The sequence below is a fragment of the Bacillus sp. MAG717A genome (assembly GCF_036884855.1).
GTDB classification, from domain to species: domain Bacteria; phylum Bacillota; class Bacilli; order Bacillales; family Bacillaceae; genus Bacillus; species Bacillus safensis.
Map to the genome: position 1 here is coordinate 1,080,961 of NZ_CP145733.1, position 25,685 is coordinate 1,106,645.

26 protein-coding genes are annotated in these 25,685 nt (G+C 42.8%); 10 read left to right on the forward strand and 16 right to left on the reverse strand.

Features of this window, described 5'->3' with window-relative positions; translation table 11 throughout:
• Positions 1 to 27 precede the first annotated feature (27 nt).
• The 3 genes from V6Z54_RS05475 (at position 28) to V6Z54_RS05485 (ending at position 2,789) form a co-directional block, all read left to right on the forward strand.
• Entirely contained in the window at positions 28 to 456 is a 429-nt protein-coding gene (locus V6Z54_RS05475) for a NucA/NucB deoxyribonuclease domain-containing protein (protein WP_041089004.1), read from the forward strand.
• 128 nt (positions 457 to 584) lie between these two features.
• Complete coding sequence (locus V6Z54_RS05480; RefSeq protein ID WP_041089002.1) at positions 585 to 2,282, forward strand: methyl-accepting chemotaxis protein; 1,698 nt, start codon at positions 585 to 587, stop codon at positions 2,280 to 2,282.
• 120 nt (positions 2,283 to 2,402) lie between these two features.
• Positions 2,403 to 2,789: a competence protein ComJ gene (locus tag V6Z54_RS05485; RefSeq protein ID WP_075612349.1), complete on the forward strand. Its 387-nt coding sequence runs from the start codon at positions 2,403 to 2,405 to the stop codon at positions 2,787 to 2,789.
• Position 2,790: 1 nt separating this feature from the next.
• On the opposite strand, the gene V6Z54_RS05490 is transcribed toward V6Z54_RS05485, so the two are convergent.
• A complete protein-coding gene (locus V6Z54_RS05490; protein ID WP_041088997.1) occupies positions 2,791 to 3,597 on the reverse strand; it encodes an AAC(3) family N-acetyltransferase in 807 nt (268 codons plus the stop codon).
• Positions 3,598 to 3,625: 28 nt separating this feature from the next.
• A complete protein-coding gene (locus tag V6Z54_RS05495; protein ID WP_039176401.1) occupies positions 3,626 to 4,042 on the reverse strand; it encodes an Lrp/AsnC family transcriptional regulator in 417 nt (138 codons plus the stop codon).
• A 115-nt stretch (positions 4,043 to 4,157) separates the two neighbouring features.
• Here V6Z54_RS05495 and V6Z54_RS05500 point away from each other — a divergent pair, with 115 nt between their 5' ends.
• A complete protein-coding gene (locus tag V6Z54_RS05500; protein WP_338527794.1) occupies positions 4,158 to 4,922 on the forward strand; it encodes an MBL fold metallo-hydrolase in 765 nt (254 codons plus the stop codon).
• A 42-nt stretch (positions 4,923 to 4,964) separates the two neighbouring features.
• Here V6Z54_RS05500 and V6Z54_RS05505 read toward each other — a convergent pair whose 3' ends face one another.
• Positions 4,965 to 5,294 carry a YckD family protein gene (locus tag V6Z54_RS05505; RefSeq protein ID WP_338527961.1) on the reverse strand — a complete coding sequence of 110 codons (330 nt, stop codon included), beginning with the start codon at positions 5,292 to 5,294 and terminating at the stop codon, positions 4,965 to 4,967.
• 181 nt (positions 5,295 to 5,475) lie between these two features.
• Between V6Z54_RS05505 and V6Z54_RS05510 the strand changes: the two genes are divergently transcribed.
• Together V6Z54_RS05510 and V6Z54_RS05515 are read left to right on the forward strand one after the other, a co-directional pair.
• A complete protein-coding gene (locus V6Z54_RS05510) occupies positions 5,476 to 6,348 on the forward strand; it encodes a transporter substrate-binding domain-containing protein (RefSeq protein WP_268473175.1) in 873 nt (290 codons plus the stop codon).
• 12 nt (positions 6,349 to 6,360) lie between these two features.
• Positions 6,361 to 7,038, forward strand: a complete 678-nt coding sequence (locus V6Z54_RS05515; RefSeq protein ID WP_041088991.1) for an amino acid ABC transporter permease — start codon at positions 6,361 to 6,363, stop codon at positions 7,036 to 7,038.
• Positions 7,039 to 7,155: 117 nt separating this feature from the next.
• On the opposite strand, the gene V6Z54_RS05520 is transcribed toward V6Z54_RS05515, so the two are convergent.
• The 5 genes from V6Z54_RS05520 to V6Z54_RS05540 form a co-directional block, all read right to left on the reverse strand.
• The gene (locus V6Z54_RS05520) at positions 7,156 to 8,454 is read right to left on the reverse strand and encodes an arsenic transporter (protein WP_039176390.1); all 1,299 of its coding nucleotides are present in this window, start codon (positions 8,452 to 8,454) and stop codon (positions 7,156 to 7,158) included.
• A gap of 131 nt (positions 8,455 to 8,585) precedes the next feature.
• The gene (locus V6Z54_RS05525) at positions 8,586 to 9,818 is read right to left on the reverse strand and encodes a helix-turn-helix domain-containing protein (RefSeq protein WP_058837294.1); all 1,233 of its coding nucleotides are present in this window, start codon (positions 9,816 to 9,818) and stop codon (positions 8,586 to 8,588) included.
• A gap of 125 nt (positions 9,819 to 9,943) precedes the next feature.
• Positions 9,944 to 11,491, reverse strand: coding sequence for an L-glutamate gamma-semialdehyde dehydrogenase (pruA, locus tag V6Z54_RS05530; RefSeq protein WP_047202099.1), 1,548 nt, complete (start codon positions 11,489 to 11,491; stop codon positions 9,944 to 9,946).
• Between the two features lie 23 nt (positions 11,492 to 11,514).
• A complete protein-coding gene (locus V6Z54_RS05535; RefSeq protein WP_338527795.1) occupies positions 11,515 to 12,432 on the reverse strand; it encodes a proline dehydrogenase in 918 nt (305 codons plus the stop codon).
• A gap of 161 nt (positions 12,433 to 12,593) precedes the next feature.
• Positions 12,594 to 13,364, reverse strand: coding sequence for a nucleotidyltransferase domain-containing protein (locus V6Z54_RS05540; RefSeq protein ID WP_041089313.1), 771 nt, complete (start codon positions 13,362 to 13,364; stop codon positions 12,594 to 12,596).
• Positions 13,365 to 13,456: 92 nt separating this feature from the next.
• On the opposite strand from V6Z54_RS05540, the gene V6Z54_RS05545 reads away from it, so the two are divergent.
• The gene (locus V6Z54_RS05545) at positions 13,457 to 13,771 is read left to right on the forward strand and encodes a hypothetical protein (RefSeq protein WP_041088984.1); all 315 of its coding nucleotides are present in this window, start codon (positions 13,457 to 13,459) and stop codon (positions 13,769 to 13,771) included.
• A gap of 35 nt (positions 13,772 to 13,806) precedes the next feature.
• On the opposite strand, the gene V6Z54_RS05550 is transcribed toward V6Z54_RS05545, so the two are convergent.
• Entirely contained in the window at positions 13,807 to 14,763 is a 957-nt protein-coding gene (locus V6Z54_RS05550; RefSeq protein ID WP_041088982.1) for an acetylxylan esterase, read from the reverse strand.
• A 212-nt stretch (positions 14,764 to 14,975) separates the two neighbouring features.
• Between V6Z54_RS05550 and V6Z54_RS05555 the strand changes: the two genes are divergently transcribed.
• Positions 14,976 to 15,761, forward strand: a complete 786-nt coding sequence (locus V6Z54_RS05555) for a carbon-nitrogen family hydrolase (protein ID WP_305960753.1) — start codon at positions 14,976 to 14,978, stop codon at positions 15,759 to 15,761.
• 243 nt (positions 15,762 to 16,004) lie between these two features.
• Here V6Z54_RS05555 and V6Z54_RS05560 read toward each other — a convergent pair whose 3' ends face one another.
• Positions 16,005 to 16,922: a LysR substrate-binding domain-containing protein gene (locus V6Z54_RS05560; RefSeq protein WP_041088978.1), complete on the reverse strand. Its 918-nt coding sequence runs from the start codon at positions 16,920 to 16,922 to the stop codon at positions 16,005 to 16,007.
• Positions 16,923 to 17,038: 116 nt separating this feature from the next.
• Here V6Z54_RS05560 and V6Z54_RS05565 point away from each other — a divergent pair, with 116 nt between their 5' ends.
• Positions 17,039 to 17,812: a class I SAM-dependent methyltransferase gene (locus V6Z54_RS05565; protein ID WP_075612343.1), complete on the forward strand. Its 774-nt coding sequence runs from the start codon at positions 17,039 to 17,041 to the stop codon at positions 17,810 to 17,812.
• Between the two features lie 39 nt (positions 17,813 to 17,851).
• Here V6Z54_RS05565 and V6Z54_RS05570 read toward each other — a convergent pair whose 3' ends face one another.
• Positions 17,852 to 18,409 carry a shikimate kinase gene (locus tag V6Z54_RS05570; protein WP_003214270.1) on the reverse strand — a complete coding sequence of 186 codons (558 nt, stop codon included), beginning with the start codon at positions 18,407 to 18,409 and terminating at the stop codon, positions 17,852 to 17,854.
• Positions 18,410 to 18,494: 85 nt separating this feature from the next.
• Positions 18,495 to 19,268: an IclR family transcriptional regulator gene (locus tag V6Z54_RS05575; RefSeq protein ID WP_039176354.1), complete on the reverse strand. Its 774-nt coding sequence runs from the start codon at positions 19,266 to 19,268 to the stop codon at positions 18,495 to 18,497.
• 148 nt (positions 19,269 to 19,416) lie between these two features.
• Here V6Z54_RS05575 and V6Z54_RS05580 point away from each other — a divergent pair, with 148 nt between their 5' ends.
• Positions 19,417 to 20,775, forward strand: coding sequence for a hypothetical protein (locus V6Z54_RS05580; RefSeq protein ID WP_338527796.1), 1,359 nt, complete (start codon positions 19,417 to 19,419; stop codon positions 20,773 to 20,775).
• A gap of 44 nt (positions 20,776 to 20,819) precedes the next feature.
• Here V6Z54_RS05580 and V6Z54_RS05585 read toward each other — a convergent pair whose 3' ends face one another.
• The 4 genes from V6Z54_RS05585 to V6Z54_RS05600 all read right to left on the reverse strand — a co-directional run bounded on the left by V6Z54_RS05585 (position 20,820) and on the right by V6Z54_RS05600 (position 25,670).
• A complete protein-coding gene (locus tag V6Z54_RS05585) occupies positions 20,820 to 22,133 on the reverse strand; it encodes an MFS transporter (RefSeq protein ID WP_039176349.1) in 1,314 nt (437 codons plus the stop codon).
• A gap of 45 nt (positions 22,134 to 22,178) precedes the next feature.
• Positions 22,179 to 23,381, reverse strand: coding sequence for a CaiB/BaiF CoA-transferase family protein (locus V6Z54_RS05590; protein WP_082179355.1), 1,203 nt, complete (start codon positions 23,379 to 23,381; stop codon positions 22,179 to 22,181).
• Between the two features lie 124 nt (positions 23,382 to 23,505).
• Positions 23,506 to 23,886, reverse strand: coding sequence for a cupin domain-containing protein (locus V6Z54_RS05595; RefSeq protein ID WP_041116575.1), 381 nt, complete (start codon positions 23,884 to 23,886; stop codon positions 23,506 to 23,508).
• A 23-nt stretch (positions 23,887 to 23,909) separates the two neighbouring features.
• Positions 23,910 to 25,670, reverse strand: a complete 1,761-nt coding sequence (locus tag V6Z54_RS05600) for a thiamine pyrophosphate-binding protein (RefSeq protein WP_041088971.1) — start codon at positions 25,668 to 25,670, stop codon at positions 23,910 to 23,912.
• Positions 25,671 to 25,685: the final 15 nt, after the last annotated feature.

Below are 25,685 nucleotides of genomic sequence, written 5' to 3' on the forward strand. Positions count from 1 at the left end.
CACAAACAAGAAAGAGAGCCAGCATCTATGAAACTTCTTAAAATGATTCTCTTGCTTTTATTGATTGTTATTGGTGTAGCAACAGGCTATATCCAGCTGGAGCAAGGGAAACAAGAGACAGCGAATTCATCTTATGACAAAACGATTCATTTTCCATCAGACCGCTATCCCGAAACAGCCAAGCACATAGAAGAAGCCATTGATGAAGGTCATTCTTCCATTTGTACAATTGACCGTAAACATAGTGATGAGCAGAGAGATCGATCACTACATGGCATTCCAACAAAGCACGGGTATGACCGAGACGAATGGCCAATGGCGATGTGCAAAGAAGGAGGCAGTGGAGCTTCTGTCAAATATGTACGCCCTTCTGATAATAGAGGCGCAGGCTCGTGGGTAAGTCATCAATTATCGGATGATCCTGACGGCACAAGAATTCAATTTATCATCGATTAGCCCGCCTTTCCCTTTTCTATATTAAAAAAATTTTCACATGACTGCTTGCAAGTATTTTAAACACTTTTTTCATGCCGATAATCCTTAAGGAGGGATATCCTACCTTATACCTAAAGGAGTCAAAAAGCATGAAGAAAAAGGGAAAACTGAGGCTTGGTGCCAAAATTTTGCTGATCTTTTTAAGTGTCCTCATCATCTTTTCCGCAGTTGTTGGTTATGTGGTGAATCGCGAAATGACGGAAAACATCAAGCAAATGGCAACTGAAAAAGCAAAAGGTGATTTAAAACTAGGCTACGCCTACCTGAATGAAAAAGTAGAAGGCTCGTGGCAGATTAAAGAGGACAAGCTGTTCAAAGGAAATACGCAAATCAATGATGATGACACATTGGTTGACCAATTAGCTGAATATACCGGTGATACCATCACGATTTTTCAAGGAAATACCCGTGTTGCTACGAATGTCATGTTAAACGGGAAACGAGCTGTAGGTACAGAAGTCTCTCCTGAAGTGAAAACCACTGTTTTAGATAAAGGAGAACACTATTACGGCACAGCAAATGTTGCCGGGAAAGATTATCAAACGGCTTATATGCCGATCAAAAATGAAGCAGGCGAAACAATTGGTATTTTTTATACTGGCGCCAATCAAAGCATGATTTCACAAATGCTTCAGTCATTCTATATACAATTTGTCATCGTCCTTTTGTTAAGTCTGATCGTTTCGGCCATCATTATTTCTATTTTCACTAAACGGATTCAGGCACGTCTCAAGCATATCGCTTCTGCCATTAAGAGTGCAGGCGAAGGTCATTTAACCATCAATGTGACAGATACTGCCGGTGATGAATTGTCTGACCTTGCTGGTCATTTCAATAAGATGCGTGAAAAACTAAATCAAACCATTCTAAATGTCATGAACACGTCTGAAGCAGTGGCCACATCCTCTGAGCAGCTGTCAGCTAGCGCAGAAGAAACGAGTGCAGCATCAGAAAAAATCACCCACACGATCCAAGAAGTAGCACAATCTTCAGAAGAACAGTCAGCTCAAATGACAACTAGTGAACACACGATGATTCAAGTATCAAACGAGCTGGCAAACATTACTGAAAATGCAGGACAAATGGCTTCAAGAAGTCACTCCGCACAAGAAATGGCCCAAAAAGGTGTACACGATATCGGTGAAGTTCATTCACAAATGACGTCTATTGCAAAATCAATTGAAGAAAACGGTACAGCAATTCAAGCATTGGAAACACGTTCAGCTGAAATTGATCATATTTCCAAAGTCATTACTGATATCGCCAACCAGACAAACCTGCTTGCTCTTAATGCAGCAATCGAAGCAGCACGGGCAGGTGAGCATGGAAAAGGCTTTGCTGTTGTCGCAGACGAAGTGAGAAAGCTCGCTGAAGAATCTCAAGCATCATCAAACATGATTTCCCATCTCATTTCTGAAATACAAAAAGAGATGACTCATTCGACGAATGCCATCAAACGAGTAAGAGAAGAAGCGGCTCAAGGGGCTGTCCTTATCTCTCATACAGAGGAATCATTTCATGATATCCAGCAGTCCATGAGAGAAATGGCAGATGGCATTAAGCATTTATCGAGTGCATCACAAAAAATCGCAGCTTATACAAACGATGCGAAACAATCTTTTGCGTCTATTACAGAAGACGTTAAACGAACGAGTGAACATTCACAGCAAGTAGCCGGTTTAACAGAAGAACAATTTGCTGCAATGGAAGAAGTAACAGCTTCATCAGAAGCGCTTGCCCATTTAGCAGGAGATTTAAAAGCAATGGTCTCACAATTTCACATCTAGATCCCACAACAAATAGCGCAAGACGGCGACAATCGTCTTGCTGCCTAACTTTCTCCTCAAGAATGACTCTTTCAACCATTTACGTTTCATCGAAAATCCATGAATAAAGGAGTTTTTTATATGAATCACTTAAATCAAGCCTATTCTCTATCTATCTCCTACCACCAAATCACGGTATACACCGGAAGCGAAACACCACCTGTCATTGATTGGACAGATGAGGACATTCTTCAAGGATTTGCAACTGGAGATCAAGGAGTTTCCTTTGAAGGAATCAATAATGGAAAGGCGTCTATTATTGTGACATTAAATAGCGATGAGCCCCAAGTCTCTATTGATAGAGCCATAACAGTGCCCTTTACGCATACAAGTGATCAAGTTTATATCACAAGCGTCATGGCTCATGTACTGTCTTTCTCCATTCCAAAAGGAGACTATCAGCTTACCTGCTATACCTCACAGCAGCCTGATCAAGACGTTTATTATGTAAATTTCCAAACAGTGTAGATTACGACTGATCGTATAAATCAAGCCACTTTTCCGCATAGTCTACCGATTCTCTCACTGGCAATAAATATGAACTGGCAAGTCCGATTTGATTGTGCTGATGGAGGCCTCCTGATTGCAGAAAATCACGGCCAATCTGTTCAAATAGTTCTTCTCTTGTGATGATATCTTGGTACTCTTTCCATACCCTCCACCCATTTTCTAAAATAGGGGCTCCTCTTGTCATGAGGTCCTGCTGAGGGATTCGGTATTCAGCTAGATGAAAAGCTGTCATGCTCTCAAATGTTGTACCAAGCAGCAGCACTTGAGCATGAAGATCATACATACGGCCAAGAGGTGAATGCTCTCCTAATCCGAAGGAAAGTGCATGGTGTTTCAGAATTTCATGTTTTCTTTTCCCCCAGGCTGTGAATGAAAAATGAGGATGATTGCTTCTCGCCACGCCTGGGTATTTCCAAAATGTTTCCGCTACCTTTCCCATTGCTGTTGGCGTCGTGTAAGCTGGATCAAATGCAGGCATTGTTTCTTTGATCGATTTCCACCATGAATAAGGAACAGGCGGATCAATCCAATCGGCAGGATCAGAAAGCTCTAACGTTTGTGCCGGCATAATCAGTGTCCCCTCTTCTGTTAAGGTTTCCATCAATGCTTGTATGACGGCTACAGCACCTCCGTTTACCCAGCCGATGGATGATAAAGATGAGTGAACACATAAAATCATGCCCTTTTTCACACCAAGTTGTTCCAAGTCTGCTTTGATTCTTTCCTTTGTCATCGGTTCAGCTTGATTTTCTATTAATTTTTGCATCGTTCTTTTTCCTCCTGCGTCTCTTCGATTATTGATGAATGAGACGTTTAACCGCAATAGACAGTTTGTAATTTGCGTAATTTGTCAGCTCCGTTAAAAACTGATCAAGCTCATCATGACTCGAGAAATGTCCTTCAGCCATATAACAGCCCTCACCACTTATTTTGAACAAATTCTTGATTTCTTCCTTTTCATAGAGAAACGACAGAAGTGGTTCATGATGATGACTACGGGTATAGAGCTGCAAAAATGTTTGAATCGTCTTTTGCGTCTGCCAATCAATTGAAATGGTATATGCTTCGATCACGCCTTCTTCTTCTAGCTTTAACACCCGATTTGCAACAGCTTGGCCGGTTAAATGAACTTTTTCACCTAGAGCTTTCATCGTTAATCGGCTATTCTTTGATAGTTCTTTTAAAATATTCATATCTGTTTGGTCTAGCATTGGCTCACCTCTTTCAAAAATCAAGCCCTTCCGATAAAAGACTTTCATGATCCTCTGTCACATAGAACTCTTTTAATATACTGTAAACTTAATCAGAAAAAAAGGAGGCCTTTTTATGAAAATTACGCTCATTCGCAATGCTACTTTATACCTTCACTATGGTCATTCAACTTTTTTAATCGATCCCTTTTTGGCAGCAAAAGGAACATATCCACCGTTCCCTCATACAGCAAATCAACATTTGAACAACCCTATTGTGGAGCTACCTGTAAACATTGATTTAGACAGTCTATTACATCCAGATGCTGTCTTACTCACTCATTTACATGTGGACCATTTTGACGATGAGGCCAAAAGGAAATTAGCTCAAGATGGGCCAATTTATACTCAATCGGAGAAGGATCGAAAAGAAGTTGAAGAAGCTGGATTTCAGCATGTCACATGCATTGAAGATGAAATGGACATTTGCGGCGTTCATATTAAACGTACAGGTGGACAGCACGGAACGGGAGACACGGCGAAGCGGATGGGGCAGGTGAGCGGTTTTGTTTTCTCTCACCCTGATGAACCTACCCTTTATATTGCAGGTGATACCATTTGGTGTGATGAACCGAAAGAGGTTGTGAATACATGCAAGCCAGACGTCATTGTGGTCAATAGCGGAGCTGCTCAATTTTTAAAAGGCGATCCGATTACCATGACTAAGGAAGAAATTTTAGACATTCACCGTTCTCAGCCAAAAGCTCAAATAGTCGCCTGTCATCTTGAAGCTGTGAATCATTGCTTGTTAACAAGAGCTGCTTTAGAAGCTTACATTCAAGAGCATCATGCAGATCAAGCCATTTTTGTCCCTCAAGATGGGGAAAGTCTCACCTTCTGATCACAATAAAAAACCGGCACCTCGCTGCCGGTTTTATCATTATTATGGGCGATGGTGCTGTGGTTTTTTCAGCAATGGAACAAATCCGTTCTTTTTCAAATGAGTGTAATGCTCATCCATTCGTTTCGTGATGTGTGTGCCTTGTTCCTTTGTTAACACGCCATACTGTACATATTTCTCAATGACTTCTTTTCGCTTAGAAAGAATTTGCTGCTCAAGCATTTCAATTTGTTTTTGTTGTTCTGCTGTTAATTTCACTTGATGTGTCACCGGGCGCTTTTCCATTTGAGGTGTTTCTCCATGAGCCGTTTCTATCTGAAAACCAAATAACAGCAACATCGACAAGATGATCAAACCACTTATTTTTTTCATCATTGTTGTTCCCTCCTTTATTCGCCTTTATTTTGCGCTCACTTTCCTTTTTTATACATTATTTCAACACGCGAATTGCTTATAATATTCTTACTTTTTCACTTTTCTTCTGAAAACGTTGTCCTTACAGAAAAAGCATGCTATGTTTTGTTTTGTATCAAAAATAGAGGAGGATTCTTAAATGAGTCGTTTTTATCATAAAAAACCTATATGGATCATGCTAGTTGTATCTGCTTGCATCCTTATCATGTCTGCTTGCAGTCAATCAGGCTCATCTCAATCTGGAGACACAAAGTGGGATGAGATTAAAAAGAAGGGAAAAATCGTGGTTGCAACTTCAGGCACCCTTTATCCAACTTCTTATCATGATACTTCTAATGGCAAGGATCGATTAACTGGCTATGAAGTAGAAGTTGTCAAAGAAGCGTTTAAACGTCTTGATGTGAAAGTAGAATTTAAAGAAATGGGTTATGACGGGATGCTGAGCGCCATTAATTCTGGTCAAGTTGATGCCGCTGCAAATGATATCGACATCACAGATGATAGAAAAGACAAGTTTGCCTTTTCAACCCCTTATAAATATTCCTACGGAACGGCTATCGTACGGAAAGATGATTTATCTGGCATTAAAACTTTAAAAGACCTAAAAGGAAAGAAAGCAGCAGGTGCTGCCACGACGATTTACATGGATGTCGCTCGTAAGTACGGTGCAAAGGAAGTCATTTATGATAATGCGACAAACGAGCAATACTTAAAGGATGTTGCAAACGGCCGAACAGATGTCATTTTAAATGATTATTACTTGCAGACACTAGCTCTTGCTGCATTTCCTAAATTAAATATTACGATTCATCCTGACTTGAAATACATGCCGAATGAACAAGGTTTTGTCATGAAGAAAGACAACAAAGAGCTTCAAAAAGAATTGAATCGTGTATTAAGCGACATGAAAAAAGACGGAACAATGAAAAAGATTTCTGAGAAATTCTTTAATCATGCAGACGTCTCAAAGAAAATTGATGCTGATGTCGAAGATGTCGACATTTCCAAATAAGGAGCCGCAACCGTGGGAGATATTCATTTAGAATATATATTTAATCCTGCACTGGCAAAGGCGTCATTTCCGTTTGTCATGAAAGGCATCTGGCTGACGCTGCTCATTTCCTTTGTGAGCATGTTTTTTGGTACCATTCTTGGTTTTTTTATCGCTCTTGCCAGGATGGCGAATTCATGGATTCTTAAGCTGCCTGCACGGCTGTATATCTCATTCATGCGAGGCGTGCCCATTCTGGTGATTTTGTTTATTCTTTATTTTGGGTTCCCTTATATCGGCATTGAGTTTACAGCAGTCACTGCCGCCATTATTGGGTTCAGCTTCAATAGTGCTGCCTATATTGCAGAAATTAATCGGGCGGCCCTCTCCTCTGTTCCAAATGGACAGGTGGAAGCCGCTAAATCATTAGGTCTCAGCTATTGGCAAACGATGCGCGGTGTCATTTTGCCTCAATCCGTCCGCATCGCCTTGCCGCCATTGACCAATGTCATGCTTGATTTAATCAAAGCTTCCTCACTGGCAGCGATGATTACTGTACCAGAGCTCTTCCAGCAAGCAAAAATTGTAGGCGGACGAGAATTTGATTATATGACCATGTATATTTTGGTCGCACTCATTTACTGGGGCATTTGCAGTGTCGTCTCATTGCTTCAGGACTTTTTAGAAAAACGCTATGCGAAATATCTGTAGCAAAAAAAGAGCAGATCTCATGGATCTGCTCTTTTTCAGCATGATAGAAAACCTTTGCAGCCCTAAGCACCGGAGCGCAGACCTGCGGGCGAATGCGAGGGTTTGTCTACACGATGATTAATGAATAAGCCATAACCACACATATAATCCGAGTAAAGTGAGGATCAAGGTTGGGATGGTCAGGATGATTCCGGCTTTCATGTAAGCCCCCCAAGAGATGTGGACGCCTTTTTTCTTTAAGACATGAAGCCACAGCAATGTCGCCAATGAACCGATTGGGGTCATTTTCGGTCCAAGGTTGGAGCCGATGACATTGGCATAAATCAGCCCGTCTCTCATGACACCTGCTGTATCTGTATGTCCAATGGCAATCGCATCAATTAAAACGGTCGGCAGATTGTTCATCACAGAGGACAGCACTGCGGCAAGTACACCCATAAACATCGTTCCTGCAAGCAAACCATGTGATGCCCCTTGCTCGATCCATGCCGCCAATATTTCAGTAAGGCCAACATTTTTCAGTCCATATACGACGACATACATGCCGATCGAGAAAAACACAATGGACCACGGTGCTTCTTTGATCACTCGCTTTGTCGCCACTTGCGGACTTCTTCTCGCCAGCCACAAGAAAGCAAGGGCAATCCCGCCTACAATAATGGACACTGGAACACCGATCAGCTCGCCCGCAAAATAACCAACAAGCAGACAGCCGAGCACATACCAAGACAAACGGAACATACGGATATCTCGAATAGCTGATGCCGGCTCTTTCGCCTGTGACAGATCGTAGGTTTTTGGGATAAGCTTTCGGTAAAACACATACAGAACCAGCATGCTCGCCCCAAGCGACACAAGGTTTGGCACGAACATATTCGCTGTATATTCTAGAAAACCAATATGAAAATAGTCGGCTGATACGATATTGACCAGGTTACTAATGACAAATGGCAAGGAGGTTGTATCTGCAATAAAGCCGCTTGCCATCACAAAAGGTAGCACCATGCGCTCATCCAGCTTCAACGCTCTCACCACAGATAAGACGATTGGGGTCAAAATCAGTGCCGCTCCATCGTTGGCAAAAAAAGCAGCCACAACAGCGCCGAGCAATGTTAAATAAATAAACATGCGGACACCGTTGCCTCTTGCGGCTTTTGCCATATGCAGTGCAGCCCACTCAAAAAAACCGATCTCATCTAAAATTAACGAAATGATAATAATACCAATAAAAGCAAAGGTGGCGTTCCATACAATTTGCGTGACTTCCCACACATCGCCCAGATGAACGACGCCAAACGCAAGCGCAAGAATGGCGCCCCCACATGCTGACCATCCTATGGTGACACGTCCTGGCTGCCAAATGACAAGGACGAGGGTCATGATGAATATCAAAATGGCTAAGGTGACTGAACCCAAAGGTGGCCCCCCTTTCATTTTTCTCATAAAATCTTTATCTATCATACAACGAAATACATCAGTTGTATGCCATTTTCGCATTTCACATGAAAATCCGCAGGTGATCCGTGCACCTGCGGATTCCATCATTATTATTGATCTTTTTTCATCAGCATCAATTCAATAAATAACTCACATCGCTGGCTAAAATGACTTAAGTCGATCGAAGTCATGTCAAAAATTTGTTTCATTCGATAGTTTAATGTATTTTGATGAATAAACAACTGCTCCGCCGCTGGCTTTAGCTTGCAGTTATTTAATAAGTAGACTTCAAGCGTTTTTAAAAACGAAGTTTGACTTTCGCGGTCTTTTTCCTTCAAACGTAACAAATCTGGATTGAAGTCGTTTTTCTTTTTTTGATGGCTGTAAATGGAGTCTAAAAACCGGAAGACCCCTAAATTCTCATAATCATATGGAATCAGTTCTTGTCCTCCAACAATTTTTACTGCCTTGACGACCTCTATCGCTTCAAATCGACTTGTACTCATTTTCATGACATCACGATACTCTCTTCCCATTCCGATATACAAAGGGGAAGGATGTGCATGCGTTTTCGATTGCAGATGTGCGATGACATCAGCGGCAGTCGCTTTCGGTGAGTGCCGGTCTGACAGGCTGCCTAATATGACAACGATATCTGCTTGAACCGAGTAGACGTGATTTACTTTATCCTCTAGCTGCAAATACGTTCGAATGACATCCTTCACATCTTCTGCCGTCTCACTTTTGTTATCGGCAGCGTGCACGACCATAACGGTAAATACGGCTGGCAGTGGAATGCTTAAGTTCTCAGCCTCCCATTTCAGCTCTTCTTCTGTATAAAAATGATCATCCATGACCTTTTTGAAAAACTCTTCAATCTTGCCTTCCTTTTTCTCAAGCTGTTTCTTATTCTTATAAATCACTTTTCCAACCTGAAAGGAAGCTTCGTGTAAAAATTGCAGCTCCTCCTGAGTGAGGGAGTCCTCAATGTCCTGCACCCAAATAAAGCCTACTACCTCTTGTTTATGCTTGGCGCTCACAGCCACCCGCCGATTAAATCCGAGCTCGTCATGACCGCTCACATAAAAAGGCTTTGATTCCGCGAAAAGCCGCTCAATTACCCCTGTTTTCTTTAACCAATCGACCACAGACCCCGGACATTCCTTGGAGAAAATCGTTTGCTGATTGACTGGGTCAAACTGCTGAATGCTGTAAGAATTATAAGCAAGGAGCTGACACTCTGTGCTTTCTAAAATGACTGGTTTTTTTAAATAGCCGCTAATAAATGCAATTAATTTATCGACATCAAAAAATGTATGAAGCTTTTCTAATATCTCTTCCATCCCGATTGCTCCCTGATTAAGTGATACATTTATCATACTTCTTTCCAGTCAGATTTGTATAGAAACAAGTCGCAGGCAGGCAAAAAAAGCATGAACCCATCAGCGCAGGTTCATGCTTTTCCATCTTAAAACATTTCACTAATCGTTTTTGCCTGCATGTGCAGAGCTAGGTAATCTGGACCGCCTGCTTTTGAATCAGTGCCTGACATTTTGAAGCCGCCGAATGGATGATATCCAACGATGGCACCTGTGCAGTTACGGTTAAAGTAAAGGTTCCCCACATGGAACTCCTGCTTCGCACGGTTGATGTGATCACGATTATTCGTAATCACAGCACCTGTTAAACCGTATTCTGTGTTATTGGCTACCTCAAGTGCCTCATCAAAGCTAGAAACTTTCGAGAAAGCCAAGACCGGTCCAAAGATTTCTTCTTGCATTAAACGGGAAGTTGGCTCAAGATCTGCAAAAATGGTCGGGTGGATAAAGTATCCTTCCGAATCATCACTCGTTCCGCCAGTGACTAAGCGGCCTTCCTGTTTGCCAACCTCGATATAATCCGTGATCTTGTCAAAGGACGCTTGATCAATGACAGGTCCCATGTAAACATCCGCAGAAAGCGGATTGGCTGTTGTTTTCGTTTCTGTGATTTCTTTCACTCGCTCAACCACTTGGTCATACAGCTTCTCATGGACGACTGCCCGCGATCCAGCTGAACATTTTTGACCTGAAAACCCGAAGGCTGATGTGAAAATGGCATTAGCCGCTAATTCAACATCTGCATCCGCATCAACAACTACTGTATCCTTACCGCCCATTTCAGCAATGACACGTTTTAAATGCTGCTGGCCTGGCTGTACTTTTGCCGCGCGTTCAAAGATACGTGTCCCTACTTCTCTTGATCCAGTGAATGTAATCAGACTTGTTTTCGGATGATCTACTAAGTAATCCCCGACCTCTGCACCGCTTCCTGGTACAAAGTTGACAACACCCTTTGGAAGACCGGCTTGCTCAAGCTCTTCCACAAAACGGGCTGCAATGACAGGCGTCGCACTTGCTGGTTTTAAAACAACTGTATTCCCAGTGACGATTGGCGCTACTGTTGTTCCTGCCATGATGGCAAACAAGAAGTTCCACGGCGGAATGACGAGCGTCACGCCAGTTGGTGTGTACACATATTGATTGCGTTCCCCTTCGCGGCTGTTCACTGGTTTGCCTTTCGCCAGCTCCAGCATTTGACGAGCGTAATACTCTAGGAAGTCAATCGCTTCTGCTGTATCTGCATCTGCTTCATTCCAAGGCTTTCCTGCTTCTTTTACAAGAAGGGCTGAATACTCATGCTTTTTACGACGAATGCTTGCCGCAGCACGGAATAATACGCCTGCTCTTTCTTCAGGAGACGTGTAGCGCCATGTTTCAAATGCTTTCGCTGCTGCTTGAACCGCTTGTTCTGCCTCTTCCTTCCCGGCCTTTGAGACGGTTCCAACCACTTCATCCTTTTTCGCTGGATTGATTGAAACGATCTTGTCTTTCGTTTCAATTCTTTCTCCATTAATCACGAGCGGATAGGTTTGACCAAGTGATTCTGTTACTTTAGCTAATGCTTGTTCAAACGCTTTGCGGTTTTCTTCCTGGCTAAAATCCGTGAATGGTTCATGCTTGTAAGGTGTTGTCATTTTTGTCACGCTCCCGTTTCAAATTATTTTTTCGTCATCCCTTTTAAAGCAAAGGCAATGTTTGCCGGCCGTTCTGCAAGACGTCTCATGTAGTAGCCATACCACTCTCGTCCATACGGAGTATAGACCCTCATTTGATAGCCTTCTTTCACAAGTGCTTGCTGCGTTTCTGATCTCATGCCGTACAGCATTTGAAATTCGAACTGACTTGTCTGTATATTGTGTTTTTTCACAATATTTTTCGTAAACTCAATCATTCGATCGTCATGTGTCGCAATAGCTGTATAGTTTCCTGAGAGCAATTGCTTTTCGATCAGCTTTTGATAATTCTGATCGACGTCTTTTTTGTTTGGATACGCCACTTCGGCGGATTCCTTATAGGCACCCTTTACAAGTCTTAAAAATGGCTGCAGCTTATTTAGGTCATCAAGATCCTTTTCTGTTCTGTACAAATAGGCCTGCAAGACCGTACTGACATACTCATATTGAGATTTCATCTCTTTAAAAATGTCCAGCGTTTTTTGACAGCGCTGTTCATCCTCCATATCGATTGTCACCATGATACGGTGTTTCTCTGCCGTATCTAAAATCCTTTTCATATTGCGATACACAAGGTCATCGTCAATATCCAGGCCAAGTGATGTCATTTTGAGTGACACGTGAGAATTGAGTCCCGCCTCTGCAATCCGCTGAATGGTTTGAATACACTCAATCGTCCGTTCATTTGCAATCTCTGCCTTTGTGACAAACTCACCAAGGTGATCAACTGTCACAGCCATTCCTTGGTCATTTAATCGCTTGATAACAGGGATCGCACTCTCAAAGTCCTTCCCTCCGATGATTTTCTTAGATGCAACAGCACTTCCCCAATTACGAGCAATATGGTTCAAGAGACTGCTCTTTGACAAAAACAAGAAGAAATTTCTTGTGACCGACTCCATAAAGGGCACCTCCCACTCTTTGTAAGCTATGTCTTTATTGTAAGGCTCATAAGCTGTCCGCTACAATATTTGAAGATGACAAAAATTCTGACTTTTTTTGTGGTTTTATCACAATAAGAGATAAAAAAGAGCCTGCCGCGATCCGGCTGGCTCTTCCTTGCTTACGCCCACACCTCATCAAGGGTAGACTGCAGCAGCTCATTTAATTCTTGCATCAGGTTGTCTTTCGGCTGATTGTAGCTTTTCACCAATTCATCAAATCGCGCGAGCTCTTTGTCGATAAATGGATGGACATAAGCGAGACGGTTCTCTATATCCATTTCTTCGCCGTCCATTTTACGTTTGAGCAGCTCATGGATTTCCGCTAAAAGCGGTCCTTCCTCCACTAGTTCCTCGAGCATTTCATGAAAGTCCATCGGCGGAACCGTCCGGTAGCGTTCAATCCACTGACAAGCAAGCAGCGGACGAAGCACATAGAAATACTTCTTGATTCGCACCTGCTCTCCTCGTAAATGCCCGCTTTCATTCCGCTTCGCCATATTGAGGTAATGATACATCAATGCTGCGGGATAAAACGCTCGATCCTTTAATTCTCTAAGCTGCTTTGCCAAAGAGAAGGATTCAGCATAGATGATGTCAGAAGACAGCCATTCCATGATGGACGGATTCGATTTATTAAATAAACGAAGTGCCTTTCTAAGCTCCCAGCCGCTTATATCAAGCGCATCATCAATCGGCCGTTCAATGACATCACGATGCTCTTCCATCGCCCAATACCATTCTTTCCGAGGAACATATAAAAAACGAACATCATAATCACTATCAGTCGAAGGAAATCCCCATGCCCGGCTGCCTGATTCAACCGCGAGGCAAATCTTTACGTCATACGTTTCTTCGATGATTTTCAGCTCTTCCTTGATTCTCTCTCTCATCATCCATCAACTCTTTCTATAGAATTCTGCATGACTTCTTCACGTTTTGGGAAAATACGAATAAGACATATATGAAAAAGGAGTTGGATCTCATGTCTATATCTCGCATCATGAAATGGATCACCGGGATTTTTGAAGCCTGTCTTGCCATCCCTGTCATTGGAGGACTATTTGTTATCAGTAATGGCTATACACCGCTCATGGTCATGCTTATTCTGCATATTATCACACTCGTCTTATCGAAGCGAGACCAAGGACCAATGATTGGCAGCATCATTGGGATTATCACATCCTGCCTCGCCTGGATTCCGATACTCGGATTCATCCTGCATATCATCACAGCTCTTGCCCTGATTATCACAGCGTTAGTGCCTGATGAAAAAACGAGGCAGAATACGAGTTATTAAAAAAGAGGCCCTCCTAGAGCGGCCTCTTTGTTCTTTTATTTGAGCAAATGCTTTTGTAAGAAGGCGAGCTTCTCTGTTTGAAAAGCCGGGATATATTCGTGTCCAAAATAGCGATATATCTTCAGGTCTTTTTCTGTTTCTAAATGGTTGTATGCCGCAAACACAGTAGAAGGCGGAGTTATTTTGTCAATCAGCCCAATCGCCATCAATGTTGGCTTTTTCACCCATCCAGCTAGATTGATTAAATCAAAGTAGCTTAATGTCTCAAATGCCTTTTCTTCCACTTCCGGATCACTATTTCTTCGAAAGTATGAATTGATTTCTAAATAAGGCTGCTCCAATGCCACATCAACTGCACGCTCGAAGTTTGATAAGTAAGGGTAATCTGCCACGACGACCTTCGGAATGTCAGAAAGGGCTGCAGCTGCAACCGCTAATGCGCCCCCTTGGCTCCCGCCAATCACGCCGATCCGTTGTTTATCCACTTCCGGTAAGGACTGAATGACTTCGAGTGCACGAACCGTATCTAAATAAACACCTCGATAATAGTAGGTCTCTTTTGATAAAATGCCTTTTGTCATCCATCCCAAAGCGTGACCACTTGGTGTCACTGCCTGATCTTCACTGCCGCCTTGACCGCGGACGAGCATACCAAATGTTGCATAGCCGTGCAGCGCCCAGTTGACGATGTCGTGAATGCCGCCGTCATAGCTGGCATTATAGCCATGAAAACGAACGAGAGCTGGATGTGGACCAGTTTGATCAGGTACAGCATAAAAGCCTTCAATTTTAGAATGTCCAAAGCTTTGATAGGTCAGGCGGTACACTTTGACGCCTTTCACTGGATAGTCATAAGGTTCAAGTGATGGCTCTGCCTCTACTTGGCGCAGTTCTTCGAGCGATGCCTCCCAAAAGTCTGAGAAATCAGGACGTGCTGTTTTCTTTGGTTTATATTTTTTTAGCTCTTCAAGCGGTAAATCGAACAATTGCATATCCTAGTATCCCCCTTTGTTTTATTCATTATATGTATCATAACACCGATTTCTTGAGTTAGAAAGCCATTTAACAAAACCTTCTGACATTTCTATTGGCAAAGATGATGGAAACCTTTATGATAAAGAAACTGGCCTTGAAGACTAGAATAAACCATTACATACATTCATGGATGTTCCCATGATATTTAGCGAATAAAGGAGGAACCCGTATGAAAATCGCCCTTGTCCAAATGGACGTACAAATTGGAGAACCTGAAGTGAATTTTAAAAAAGCAGAAGCGTTTTTAGAAGAAGCGGTCCGCGAGCAGCCGGATCTGATCATTTTACCCGAAATGTGGAATACCGGCTACGCCCTTGAGCAAGCCGATCAGCTTGCGGATGTAAACGGTGAACGCACAATACAGCTCTTTTCCTCCTTTGCCCGTAAGCATCAAGTGTATCTCATCGCAGGCAGTGTATTAAATAAGCGGACAGAAGATGAAAACATCACCAACACGATGTATGTCTTTAACCGCCAAGGTGAGCTTGTGTTAGATTATGATAAAATTCATTTATTCCGCTTAATGGATGAGCACAACTATTTAACCGCTGGTGATCAGCTTGGTTTATTTGACTATGGTGAAGATGTAACGATTGGTGCGATGATTTGCTATGACCTCCGCTTCCCGCAGCTTTCCAGAACACTTGTGAACAGAGGAGCGAAGGTGCTCATCAATACGGCGCAATGGCCGTCAGCAAGAGTGGACCATTGGCGCAGCCTGCTCATTGCAAGAGCGATTGAAAACCAGTCATTTATGATTGCTGTTAACAGAACAGGCACAAGCAGAGACACAGAATTCCCTGGACATTCCATGGTGATTGATCCACTCGGCCGCATACTGCTTGAAACACGCGGTGACGAAGACATTTATTATGCTGAAATTGATCTTCAGCTTGTGGATGAAGTCAGGAAGCAAATTCCAGTTATGACGGATCAGCGTCTGGACTTATATTAAAAAGCAGGGTCCTCCCCTGCTTTCAGCGTGTAGACAAACCCTCGCATTCTTTGTCAGGTCTGCGCGCCGGTACTCACGAATGTCAAATTCGCTCCGTTCCGGTGCTCGTCCTTCCTAGACTGCAAAGGTTTTCTATCACGCTGAAAAGAAGACAAAGGGCTAAAATCAAGATCATTTTAGCCCTTTGTCACCAATCTTAAAGCAGGGTGCCCCCCTGCTTTTTGCGTTTAATTAAACGTTTGTTTAAGCTTTCCCTTGATCCTGATATAGGTCCATGAAGACTTGAGCGGCTTTCGTTAAATACCTTTCTTCCACATATGCAAACACAAGTGTGCGGGTTGGGCATGAATCAATTTGCAAATAAGTGACTTGGTTTCTATCCTCTTGTGCCACCATTTTCGGCACAACGGTCACTCCTAATTCGTTTTTGACCATTGCCTGTGCTGTTTGAATATGGCTTGTTTCAAAAGCCACTTTTGGCTGAAAACCGTGATGACGGCACAGTTCTGTGACCACTTGCCGAAAACCGTATCCCTCTTTCAGCAAAATAAATGGGATACCTTCAAGAAGCCGAAAGGGAACGATTTCGTGACCGGTCTCTTTTTGCCCTGCTTGCTCAATGATCTCGTTCAATTCCTCTGATAACCAGGGCTGAGCAGCTTGCGGAACTGCAAGAAGGAGCGGCTCGGTCAGCATTTGTTTCGTTTTCAATGATTCGTGCTCGACAGGCATCGATAAAATAGCCAAATCCAGCTTTCCAGCCAATAGAAGTTTTTCGAGCTCACGCGGAGACTCTTCTATCAGTTGAACGTGAACATGAGGATACGTTTGACAAAAGGTTTTTAATAAACCGGGCAAGACATATCCCCCTGTCACTGCTGGCGCTCCAATGTTCAGCTCTTTCCCGATTTCATAAGCTGCTTCTTCCATTTCACGCAGCAAATCATCTCTTTCCTTCAAAATATTCTCAGCCCTTTTAATGAATCGTCTCCCTTGAGGTGTGGGCGTTACTTGTCCATATTTTCGAATAAATAGTGGTGTGTCTAATTCCTCTTCCAGCTTCTTTATTTGCTGGCTTAAAGAAGGCTGTGCAATATGAAGTTGATCAGCTGCTTTTGTAAAACTTTGCTGCCGGTACACTTCTATGACATATTCCATCATTCGTATATCCACTTTCATCACCTCATAGGTTTTAACTATTCATGCCATATCTTTTATGTCTTAGACAAATAACAGAAGGAATTCTACGATAAAGAGACCACAAAGGGGGAAAAGAAATGAATCCATATGCTAAAGCAGAGAACCAATTCTCACAAAATGCCGAGAACTATCGAGATTCACCTATATTTGCAGCTGGAGAAGAGCTGGAATGGATGAAAACAACAGCAAATGCGAAGGGACATGAGCATTTACTTGATATTGGCTGTGCGGCAGGACATACCGTTTTTTCCTTTTCAGACGTTATCTCTAAAGGGATCGGCATAGATGTCACACAAAAAATGATCGAGGTTGCAGCAGCACTTGCGGAAGAACGCCAGCTGAACCACATTACTTTTGAGCAGGCAGCCGCAGAAGCATTGCCCTTCTCTAATGAATCATTTGATTTAGTGACGTGCCGATTTGCCGCTCACCATTTTCCAGACCTTCCGGCAGCCATGTCTGAAATCAGCCGAGTCTTAAAAAAGGGCGGCCAATTTCTGCTCGTCGATCATTATGCACCTGAAAACACTGCACAGGATTCATTTATTAATCACTTAAATAGACTGAGAGACCCTTCTCATGTGCGGGAAAGCTCGTTATCGGAATGGAAAAAGCTCTTCGCAGCCAACCAATTGACTCAAAACGAGATTCGTTACTGGGATCTGCAAATTGATTATCAGGACTGGATTATACGTGGACGCACACCAGAGAACGTTCAAAAGGAGATCGTTTCCCACCTTCAAGCCGCAGACCCTGACACAAAGCAGCTGTTTCAGCTTCAATTTGACGCACAGCATCAACCCATTTCTTTCTGTTTAAAAGCTGCATTGCTTCAAGGAATCAAGCATTAAACTGATAGAAAAAAGTCTACCCTAAACGGTAGACTTTTTTTATTTCGAATATAAATCCCAGCCAAGCTTGAGTGTGTCCACAATATAATTGGCGACTTCCTCAGCCTCTAAATGATCTGTTTCCACTCTGGAGTTATGAAGAGAATAAATCTCCCGGCGCTCTTCAAACAGCTCTTTCATCTCATCAAGCGTCCGGTTGTGAAGGACAGGACGGTTTTCAATTAAAATATCAAGCCGCTGCTTCCAATTCTCCCAAGACAGGTCAAGGAAAAGAACGGTACAATGCTTCAAGCAGGCGCGTTTGATTTCTTCCTGTTTGAATGCACCGCCTCCAAGGGAGACGATCTTGAGCTGTGTATGTTCACATAAATCGACGATATAATCCTTTTCAGCCTGCCTGAAGAATGCTTCTCCTTTTTGCTGAAACATCTCTGGAATCGTCATGTTGTACTTTTTCTCAATCTCCTGATCGACATCAATAAAATCTCTATATAGCTTTTTGGCAACCAGCTGCCCAATGGTTGTTTTTCCAACACCCATAAAGCCAATGAGGACAATATTCCGCTGTCTTACAGGAATTTCTCTATTGATTTTCATGGTCGTGACACGTCCTCCCTACGACAAGGAATGCTACATAATGTTTCTATTATATGATAAATGGAGCGCGAAAAGATAGACCATCTTAAAAATTGTGTTTGACGACGTAGCCGAGCTGTTCAGAGAGCCTCTGTGCCTGTTCTTTCACTTTTTGCTGCAGTTGGGGAATGACTTCTTCAGTAAACCGATGGGTTGGACCAGATATGGATAAACAAGCTTTCACTTCCCCATGAATATTAAAGATTGGTGCCGCTACTGCCGCAGATCCTACCTCTCGTTCATCGATACTGCAAGAAGTATAAGTGTCAAGAATATGTTTGCGTTCCTTTTTCCAGTCGTCTCCCATCACATGATCAGCCTCAGCCGCAAATACTTTTTGTTGAAATTCTTCACTTTGAAATGCCAATAATACCTTTCCGCCTGCACCTGCGTACAATGGCAGCTTCTCACCAATCTTGACAAGATGTCGAATCGATTGCAGCCCTTCCGCTTGTTCAATACAAACCCTGCTTGTTGAATCGAGTACATACAGGTTGACGGTTTCCTTTGTTTCATCACGAAGTGCGTACATGAGTGGTTTAGCCAGTTCTCTCAATTGAATGGACTTCCCTGCAATGTACCCGAGGAGATAAAGCCTTTGACCCAATCGGTATTTCATTGTTTCTTGATTCTTTTCCACAAAATGATTCATTTCAAGTGCCTTGAGCAGTCTCGTTGTCGTAGACATTGCTAAATTCATCTCTTTTGAAATATCCGTTAGCGTCAGCTCTTGACGTTCTTCACTAAAACAAGAAAGAATATCCAAAGCGCGCTGAACCGTACGCAGTCCTGATTCTTCTTTTGACTTTTTATCAGCCATATTCACTTTCTCCTTTTCCCCTTTGATTTCTTATCGACATAAACGATCGATTTTGCTATAATCCATTTTAAACGTTCCACTAAAAGAAAACAAATTCCACTAGACGGAATAAAATCACTTGAAGTTGTTTGATGGAGGAGATATTTGAATGTACCTGATCGTTTTTACACTTCTAATTAGCTTCTATATTGTTCATCAACTATTTCCTGCTCCCATACTCTCCTACTTTGTTGGTCTGCTGGCCGCTATCTCGCTCACCATTTCTTTTAAGAAAGCCAGTGGGCTTTATTTGAAAACAGGTGCTGTGTTTCTCATCATTGGTTTGTTCTTATTCTTCTTATCCGGCCAGCCATTGCATACGTTTGTTCTTCACTTTCATTCCATGCTAGGCTTGCTTTCTCTATTTTTCATGCTGCCTTTTATTCATTCTCTCATACATGTTGGACATTTCGATACACAATTAAATAAACTGCTCACACTGCATACAACGAGTCCAAACCAGCTTTATCGCAAGAGTTCATTTGTCACTCATATTCTTGGCATGTTTTTAAATATCGCGACGATCCCCTTACTATATACATCACTCAAACCGTCGCTGGAATCCCTAAAAAAACAGGTGCAGCAACATCTTTATACACGCAACCTCTTAAGGTCATATGCATTATGTTTAAGCTGGAGTCCTGTTGAAGTGCTAGTCAGCGTCACCATTGATGCAACCAAACTAAAATATTATCAAATTGCACCCATTACTTTTGGTTTAATGATCATGGTGCTGGCGGCAGATTGGATGCTTTTTTCTCGGCAAAGCAAACGATTACCAAACATCATTCAGTCAGCACAAACAAACTCCAATCCTCATCGAATTAAGCGAAAAACCCTTCAGCTCGCTTTCATGCTGCTGAGTTTTATGACAGCCGTCTCACTTGTCGATGCATGGATTGGAAAAGGCTATCTATTTGCTGTTGTGCTGACAATTATTCCATTTGCTCTATTATTCTCATCTGTTATCAAAAAAAGAAAACAATATATAGCTGTCTCTGTGCCACATTGGAAAGAAAGAACCAATCAGCTCTCCAACTATATGTGTCTATTTTTAAGTGCCGGCTTCTTTGTCGATATGCTGCTTGCCACAAACAGTATGCAGCCGATTCAAGCATTTATTGTCAGTATATCAGACCATGCCATTTGGGTTTATTGTGTCATCGGGTTGTATTTTCTGATTACCGCCCTTTGCGGTTTTCATCCGCTCGTCTCGCTTGCTTTGTTAGTCAGCATGATGGCACCTGTCATTCATGAACTGCCTGCTCTTCCCATTGCTATCATGCTTATCGTTGCTGGCACATCAACTGTTATGTTTAGCCCTTTTAATGTTTCTGTCTCCTTATTGGCAGATTTGATGAAGGTCAACCCTTACCGTATCACTCGGTGGAATATTTGGTTTGCTGGCTTTTATATCAGCATGGGTATCGCATGTGCAACAGTTATCACCGTTATTTTTTATTCATAAAAAAAGAGAACTCATCTTGATTTGAGTTCTCTTTTGCTTTCCCACTACGGTTTTAATTGGATACGTTCAATTTTACCTACAATGAAAATGTACGACAATGCCCCGCCTAATGCGACTAAACTGACGAATAAAATTCCCCCGTTGTAAGAGCCTGTCGCCGACACGATGAATCCGATAATCAGCGGAGTGATGATCCCAGCTAAATTAGCAAAAAAGTTAAATACGCCGCCAGCAAGCCCAACCATTTCCCTCGGTGCCACCTCGGACAGCATCGTCCAAGAGATATTAGACAGTCCTTGCGCAAATGAAGCGATGGATAAAATGGTCAGCACAAGCGGGATATTCGTTGTAAAGTTTGCTAAAACAATGGTACTCGTCATCAGCAAGCCAACCACTACCGGCAGCTTTCTCGCTACATTCACTGATACGCCCTTTTTAAGCAGCCAATCAGACACATAACCTCCAAACAAGACCCCAAAGAATGCAGCAATATAAGGAAGAGAAGCAGCAAAACCTACCTTGAGAAACGCCATGTTTTTCGCCTCTGCTAAATAGGTCGGAAACCATGTTAAAAAGAAAAAAAGTGTAGACGCAACAGAGAATTGGCCAATATAGAGCCCGATCAATTTACGATATTTCAGAAGGGCGGCAAAGTCTGCCCATTTCAGCTTCTCCTGTGATGCGACGGTCAGCCCTTCGCCTTGCCGGATTAATTCTAACTCATCTTCATTTATCTTCGGATGCTCTTTCGGTTCGTGATAATACTTGTACCAAAAGAAAGCAAATATGATACCGAGCGCACCTGCCGTAATAAAGACGGTTCTCCAATCGAAAGTCGTCATGATCCAAAAAAGAAGAGGTGTCGCAAATGCAAGACCCACATACTCTCCAGCTGTGTATACTCCTGTTGCAAAAGCCCGTTCCCGCCTTGGAAACCATGTAGTGACAATACGATTATTTGCAGGAAATGCGGGAGATTCTGTAATTCCAATAAACAAACGGCAGCCGAATAAAAAGGCAAAGCTATTCGCAAACGCCTGTAAGCCTGTAAAAATAGACCAGGTAACGAGTGATATCCCATACGTTACCTTTGAGCCAAATTTATCGAGAATAAAACCGCCTGGTATTTGCATCGCTGTATATGTCCAGCTAAATGCCGAAAAAATCAGACCTAATAAGGCAGGATTTAATTGCAATGAAGATTGAATAGCAGGCGCAACAATGGACACACTGGCTCGATCAATATAATTAATAGCGGTAATAAAAAACAACAGAATCAATATGCCAAAACGGGCTTTCGTTGGTTTCACATATGCGGGCTGCAATTCATTCCCCTTCAGTTCTGAATGCACTTTCATAACCATCCTCCTTTGTTTCCGCAGCGTGCGGTTCGGTTGAACGTCTTAAATAACCCCTTTTTCTTCTAACTGCTTACACTCTTCTTCTGTTAAGCCAAGCATATTTGTTAAAATCTCATAATTATGTTCGCCTAAATCAGGTGCAATGTGACGGATACTTCCAGGTGTTTTTTCAAATTTCGGAATGATCCCAGGCACCTTCACTTTTCCAAGTCGAGGGTGATGCACTTCGACGATATTCTCTCTTGCTTGAAATTGTGGATGTTCAAAAATATCCCGAATACTTAAGATCGGGCTCACAGGGACACCGTGAGTATCTAGAATTTCTAATACGTCATCCCTTGTTTTCGACGCGATCCATTGCGAAACAATCGCATCCATTTCTTTGTTATGCTTCAGCCTAGATGCATTAACCGCGAATTTTTCATTCTCTAATAAATCTAATCGATTCATCGCCTCAGCCAATCGATTGAAGGTCGAATCTGTACTTGTCACAAGAACCAAATAATGCCCATCCTTTGTCTCATAGGTACCAGCAGGGCTTGAATGACCGCTTAGCCCCGGTGAACGCTCACGCACCTTCCCAAGCTTGTCATATTCTGCAACCAAAAACTCTAACATACGAAACACAGATTCATAGAGGGCCAAATCCACCATTTGCCCCGTTCCTTCTGGATGTGTATCCCTGTAATACATCGCTGTCACAGTAGCAAATGCCACATAGATGCCAGCAATATAATCAGTTAGAGAAAAGGAAGGACTGACTGGATGCCGGTCTGGAAACCCTTGAATATATGTAAAGCCGCTAAACGCCGTCGCTGGTGTTCCAAATCCGGCCTTGTCCTTAAACGGGCCCGTTTGACCATAACCCGATACACGAATCATAATTAAACGAGGGTTGATTTGTTTTAACACATCGTACCCAACGCCCCATTTTTCGAGTGTGCCAGGACGGAAATTTTCGATCAGTACATCGACCTGAGCTGCAAGCTTTTTAAAAATGTCTTTTGCTTCGTCTTTGTGCAGATCAAGTGTAAGGGATTTCTTATTCCGTGAGAGACCTGACCATCTAAGTGGTTCCCCATCTGCAAAAGGGCCGACATGCCGCAGCGTATCGCCTTTACCAGGAATCTCGACTTTGATGACTTCTGCTCCAAAATCCCCTAGAAGCACCGCGCCATAGGGTGCAGCGATCATTGTAGAGACGTCTAATATTTTTATTCCTTCAAGCGGTGTATTCATATTCATTGCTTGACTCCCTTTCATTCAAGTGATGAAGGGCTAAAATCATTTTTAATTTAGCCCTTTTCATCTTTCTGATTGACCCGTAAGGCCCTGATGATTCTAAAGAAGGGCTCACCGGTGCAGGTTTTTAATCCTTCGGAAGCTGCCCTTGCGGCGTGTAGAGCCAAATGAGCCATAAAGGTTCATCGCCTGTATTCACATGCTGGTGCGGGACACCGTCTGGAATGAACATGAAATCATTTTGTTTAAACGACTGCCGTTCTCCATCACAAATGACTTCGCCAGAACCTTTAATTACATAATCAAATTCCTCTGAACCCGGGTGATTGTGCACTGAACTTGCTTCCCCTGGTTCAAAAATGGTGAGACCCGCCATCATATGCTCTGATCCAACGGTATCTGGTGTAATCGTTTGAAATACCTTTCGAATCATTTGCTCCTCTGGACGATCTAAGCCTAACCATAATGGGTTCCCATCTTGAAACGGATTCAATACTTTAATTTTCATTGTTGATTCCTCCCTAGTAATGTTTAGTTCACACTGACATGTGAGCGTTTTGTATTTGGTGAATAAATGTCATTAATATTCCAATGTCCATCCGTAGGAACAGGATCATTTTTCATCGCTACATCAATGACGCAAGGCTCCTGAGAGGCAATGGCTTCAGCCAAAGCTTCTTTGAATTCAGACGCAGAAGTGATTTTAATCCCCTTCATTCCATAACCTCTCGCAATGGCAGCAAAATCCGGAGAATAGCTTTCTCCACCTTTTCTAAAAACAGTGCCGTACGTTGTTTCATAGTGCGCCATTTGCAAGCCGGCTATTGTGCCAAACGCACTGTTATTCATCACAATCCACACAACAGGAATGTTTTCTTCAACGGCTGTTGCGAGAACGGATGGATTTTGACCGAATCCGCCGTCTCCAACGAGTGACACAACGACACGGTCAGGCTGGGCAATCTTTGCCCCAAGTGCGGCAGGGGCTCCAAATCCCATTGTTGCAAAACCACCTGGCGTTAAAATGGTCCCAGGAGTGAATACAGGAAATTGCTGTCCTACCCCATTTTTATTCCAGCCAACATCTGTTGTAATGAAAGCATCTGACGGCAATACTTCCCGCACTTCCTGCAAAATACGCTGCGGTTTCATTGGGAAAGACTCGTCTTGAATATTCGTCAAATTGCTCTTTTGAAATTCCTCACGATATGCCGCAATGTCCTTTTTCAGTTCAGGGCGATCGATACCTTCTGGCAGCCTTTCTTTCGCCACGCGATTGAGTACGGTCAGTGCCTGCTTGAGATCGGCTACCGCTCCAATTTCAACAGGGTAGTTCCGGCCAATTTCATTTGGATCAATGTCAATATGAATGAGCTTGGTTGATTGGAAATTGAACGTATACTCCGATTCCCAAGAGCTCGCATCAGCTTCAGCAAAACGGGTCCCTAAAGCCAATATATAGTCCGCCTCTTTACACTGATCATTAATAAATTTTGTCCCCCAAAACCCCGTCATTCCAAGGGTCATTGGGTGATCATCCGGCATGGCTCCTTTCCCCATCAAAGAATGAGCAACAGGGATACTTAGATGGTCAGAAAATGCCTTTAATTCTTCAGCTGCATCAGCTAGTAAAATGCCTCCTCCTACATATAAGAGCGGCCTTTCTGCCTGCAGCAATCGGTCTAATATCCGATTGGCCGTTTGATCATCAATAGAAGGTTTTTCAATGGTGTGTGTATGATGGTTCATTTGTTCAAACAGGGAGACATCTAGTTCTTTTGAGAAAACGTCCATCGGAACAGAAATAAGCACCGGGCCAGGACGGCCGCTTTCAGCTAACTGAAATGCTTTTGATAAAATCTCTGGAAATAATTCTGGAATATCAACTCGCCATGCTCTTTTCACAAACGGCCGGTAAATTTCGTATTGAGAGGCATCGGAATGAAGATTGATCTCTTGATGTGGGTGCTTTCCGTAGTAATGACTTGGGACATCTCCTGCAATGACAACCATTGGAATGGAATCAAGTGCTGCATTCGCCACCCCTGTTGCCGCATTGGTGAGTCCAGGACCTAGGTGACTGAGAACAACAGCCGTCTGTTTCTTTGCTCGCGCATAACCATCTGCTGCATGTGCCGCTATCTGTTCATGCCTGACATTTACAAATTGAATTGAGCTTTTTTCAAGCGCTGATAAAAAAGCAATATTCGTATGACCACAGAGACCGAAAATATGCTCGACTCCCCGATTTTCTAAATACTGAATAACCTGTGTAGAAATATTCTTCTTCATGTTTCTCTCCTCTCA